Genomic DNA, 4,543 nt, shown 5'->3' on the forward strand with positions numbered 1-4,543 from the left:
CGCCACCACCGCCGTACCCGCAACCAGCGTCCGCAACCCGACCCCGCCCGGCCGACCCCGGGCACGCACCCACCGAGAGGGAGGGCCCCCTTCCATGCACAGCGATCCCGCCAGCACCGAGGAGCGGCTGCACCGCGTGCTGAACCAGCGCCTGCGCCCTGCCGTCCATGCCCGTACGGTGCCGCTCGCCGTCGAGGTCTGGCACGTGCCGGGCGAACCGGTGCCGGTAGCCGCCGGGTTGGCCGCCGAGTACGCCCCGGCGCGGGTCGGCGACCGGTGGGGGCCGGCCTGGTCGACGAGCTGGTTCAGGATCAGCGGCCGGGTGCCGGAGGAGTGGGCCGGGCTGCCGGTGGAGGCGGTCGTCGACCTGGGGTTCGGCACCACCGAGCCCGGCTTCTCCACCGAGGGCCTGGCCTACCGGCCGGACGGCACCGCGGTGAAGGCACTCAACCCGCGCAACACCCATCTGCCGGTCGCGTCCCCGGCCCGCGGCGGCGAGGAGGTGCTGTTCCACGTCGAGGCCGCGGCGAACCCGGTGGTGATGCACACCGGCCCGGAACAGCTCACCTTCGGCGTGACCGCGGCGGGCGACCGGGCCGGCTGGCTGGCGGACGGCGCCGATGACGGTACGGACCCGGGCGGTACGAACGCGGGCGATGTGCACGCCGGCGGTACGGGCGACGGCGGCAGGGACGGCGGCGGGCGCCCGCCGGCCGGCGAACCGCTGTACCAGCTACGCCGGTTGGACCTCGCGGTCTTCGACGCGGTCGTCTTCGAGCTGGTCCAGGACCTGGACGTGCTCGGCGAGTTGATGCGGGAGCTGCCCGAACAGTCCACCCGGCGCTGGCAGATCATGCGGGCGATCGAGGACGCGCTCGACCTGGTCGACCTCCAGGACATCGGCGGCAGCGCGGCCGCCGCGCGCGAGGCGCTCATCCCGGCGCTGGCCGCGCCGGCCGGCACCGCCGCGCACCGGATCTCGGCGGTCGGCCACGCGCACATCGACTCGGCCTGGCTGTGGCCGCTGCGCGAGACCGTACGGAAGGTGGCGCGGACCGTCTCCAACGTCACCGAACTGATGGACAACCACCCGGAGTTCCGGTTCGTGATGAGCCAGGCGCAGCAACTGGCGTGGCTGAAGGAGCACCGCCCGGAGGTGTATGCGCGGGCCCAGGAGAAGGCGAAGACCGGGCAGTTCCTGCCGACCGGCAGCCTGTGGGTGGAGCCGGACACCAACATCACCGGCGGCGAGTCGCTGGTACGGCAGTTCGTGCACGGCAAGCGGTTCTATCTGGAGGAGTTCGGCCTCGAGACCGAGGACATGTGGCTGCCGGACACCTTCGGCTACAACGCGGCGCTGCCGCAGCTGATGAAGCTGGCCGGGGTGCGCTGGTTCCTCACCCAGAAGATCTCCTGGAACACCACGAACGCCTTCCCGCACCACACCTTCTTCTGGGAGGGCATCGACGGCACCCGGATCTTCAGCCACTTCCCGCCGGTCGACTCCTACAACAGCGGCCTGACCGGTGCGGAGATCGCGCACACCGAGCGCAACTTCCGGGACAAGGCGCACACCCACCGGTCGCTGGTGCCGTTCGGCTACGGAGACGGCGGTGGCGGGCCCACCCGGGAGATGCTGGCGCGGGCCTCCCGGCTGGCCAGCCTGGAGGGTTCGCCGCGGGTGAGCGTGGAGGGGCCGGCCGAGTTCTTCCCGAAGGCGCGCGCGGAGTACCCGGACCCGCCTGTGTGGGTGGGCGAGTTGTACCTGGAGTTCCACCGCGGCACCCTGACCAGCCAGCTCGCCACGAAGCAGGGCAACCGGCGCAGCGAACACCTTCTGGTCGAGGCCGAGTTGTGGTCGGCGACGGCCGCTCTGCGCACCGGCGCGCCGTATCCGCACGACGCGCTGGACCGGTTGTGGAAGACGGTGCTGCTGCACCAGTTCCACGACATCCTGCCGGGCACGTCGATCGCGTGGGTGCACCGGGAGGCGGAGCAGACATACACCGAAGTGGGGCGCGAACTGCGGGAGTTGGTGGACACCGCGCAGCGCGCGCTGGCCGCGGCCGACGACGGCGACGACGGCGGCGAGGGCGGCGAGGGCGGCGAGGGCGGCGAGGTGGTGTTCAACGCGGCGCCGCACGCACGGGACGGGGTGCCCGCGATGGGTGCCGCACCCCGGGCGGGCAGCGCGGCCACGGTGCGCCCGGTGCCGTCCGGCGACGGGTTCGTCCTCGACAACGGGCTGGTCCGGATCACGATCGACGGCCGCGGCCTGATCACCTCGGCGTACGACACCCTCGCCGAGCGCGAGGCGCTGGCGCCGGGCGCGACCGCGAACCTGCTCCAGCTCCACCAGGACTTCCCGAACCGCTGGGACGCCTGGGACATCGACGCCTTCTACCGCAACAGCGTGCGCGACCTGACACAGGCCGACTCGGTCGCCGCGTTCGAGGGCTCCCCGGACGGCGCGGCCGGCACGGGCGGCGGGGTGCGGGTGGTCCGCAGTTTCGGCAACTCCCGGGTGGAGCAGGTGCTGACCTTGCGTGAGGGCAGCCGGCAGGTGGACATCGAGACCGTGGTCGACTGGCACGAGCGGGAGAAGCTGCTCAAGGCGGCCTTCCCGCTGGATGTGCGGGCCGCACACTCCACCGCGGAGATCCCGTTCGGCCATGTGGAGCGGCCCACGCACGTCAACACCACTTGGGACGCTGCCAAGTTCGAGGTGTGCGCGCACCGCTTCCTGCATGTCGGCGAGCCCGACTGGGGTGCCGCGCTGGTCAACGACTCCACCTACGGCCACGACATCACCCGCGACGTGCGGGCGGACGGCGGCACCACCACCACGGTCCGGCTGTCGCTGCTGCGCTCGGCCCGCTTCCCCGACCCGGAACAGGACCAGGGCCGGCACCGGCTGCGCTACGCGTTCGTGATCGGCGCCCAGGTCCCGGACGCCATCCGCGAGGGCTACCGGCTGAACCTGCCGGAGCGTACGGTGCCGGGCGCGGCCGCGGTGGCGCCGCTGGTGACCGTCGACCACGAGGGCGTCGTCATCACATCGGTCAAGCTCGCCGACGACCGGTCCGGGGACGTACTGGTGCGGCTGTACGAAGCGCACGGCCGGCGGGCCCGGGCCACGCTGACGCCGTCGTTCGACCTGGCGTCGGTGGCCGTCACCGACCTGCTGGAGCGGCCGATCACGGACGACGGGAGCTACGAGGCGGCCGGTGCCGCGGTGCGACTGACGCTGCGGCCGTTCCAGATCCTGACGCTGCGGCTGGCTCCCGGGCGGCCCTGACGGGCCCACGTGCGGGGCGCCGGCCGGGGTCCTCCCCGGCTCCGGGCGGCGCCCGTCCCGGCGGTGCGGCCTAGCGGCGCGCGGCAGCCGGTCTCAGCGTCCGCCGACCACGCGCGCCCGTTTCTGCCCCGACGCGCGCACGATGAGGCGGGTCAGCAGCACCACCGAGCGTGGCGCGGAACGGTCGCCGGCGATCCGGGAGAAGAGCACGTTGGCCGCGGTGCCGCCGAGCGCCACCGGGTCCTGGCTGACCACGGTCAGCGGGGGATCGAGCCGCTCGGCGAGCGGCAGGTCGTCGAAGCCGACCATGGCGAACGGCGCGGCGTGGCCGGCGTCGAGCACCCCGAGGGTGATCAGGTCGTTGCTGGTGAACAGCGCGGTCGGCGGGTCGGGCAGGTCACGCAGGGAGGCGACGGCGGCGCAGGCCGACTTCCTCGTGCGCAGCCCGTGCCGTACCAGGGTCTCGTCGAGCGGCAGCCCGTGGGCGGCGAGCGCGTCGCGGTAGCCGGCGAACCGTTCCGCCTGGGTCCATATGTCGTACCGGTCGCCGAGGTAGGCGATGCGGGTGTGGCCGTGGCCGAGCAGGTGGGTGATCGCGCGCTGCGCGCCGGCCTGGTTGTCGACGGTGACGGTGTCCACCTCCAGGCCGCCTGCCGGGCGGTCCACGCACACCACCTGGGTGCCGGACGCCATCGGCTGCTTGAGGAAGCCGTGGCCGCCGATGGTGGGCACCAGTATCAGGCCGTCCACCTGGCGGGCGGTGAACGCGGCTATCACCTCGCGTTCGCGGTGCGGCTCGTCGTTGGTGCTGCCGACCAGCACGACGTAGCCGCGGCGGTGCGCTTCGTCCTCCACCGAGCGGGCCAGGAGGGCGTAGAAGGGGTTGGCGAGGTCGTCGACGACCAGGCCGATGGTGGAGGTGCCGAGGTTCTTCTGGCGCAGGTGGCGGGCGTTGTCGTTGCGCTGGTAGCCGAGCTTGCGGATGGCGCGCTCGACCCGGGCCGCGGTGGAGGGCGACACGCCGGGCTCGCCGGAGACGAAGCGGGAGACCGTCATCGGGCTGACCCCGGCGGCGCGGGCCACGTCCTTCATCGTCGGGCGCTTCACGGGTCTCCTCATCGGGCGCTCCCGGAGCCCCTGGCCCGGGGCCGGCGGTGGTGGTGGCGCGGGCGGCGTTTCCCGCCCGGCCCGCCATCATGACAGGGCGCTTCGGCGGGCCGTCGCCTGCCTCCCCCGGGGTACGCC

General features: G+C 73.4%; 2 protein-coding genes. One reads left to right on the forward strand and one right to left on the reverse strand.

Annotated features, from left to right (window positions below; all coding sequences use genetic code 11):
* Positions 1 to 94: 94 nt before the first annotated feature.
* Positions 95 to 3,298 (forward strand): alpha-mannosidase, encoded by a 3,204-nt coding sequence (locus tag AC13HU_RS32665; RefSeq protein WP_483045602.1) that lies wholly within the window; start codon positions 95 to 97, stop codon positions 3,296 to 3,298.
* A 93-nt stretch (positions 3,299 to 3,391) separates the two neighbouring features.
* On the opposite strand, the gene AC13HU_RS32670 is transcribed toward AC13HU_RS32665, so the two are convergent.
* Complete coding sequence (locus AC13HU_RS32670; RefSeq protein ID WP_483045603.1) at positions 3,392 to 4,405, reverse strand: LacI family DNA-binding transcriptional regulator; 1,014 nt, start codon at positions 4,403 to 4,405, stop codon at positions 3,392 to 3,394.
* Positions 4,406 to 4,543: the final 138 nt, after the last annotated feature.

It is taken from the genome of Streptomyces sp. NH27 (assembly GCF_056859195.1).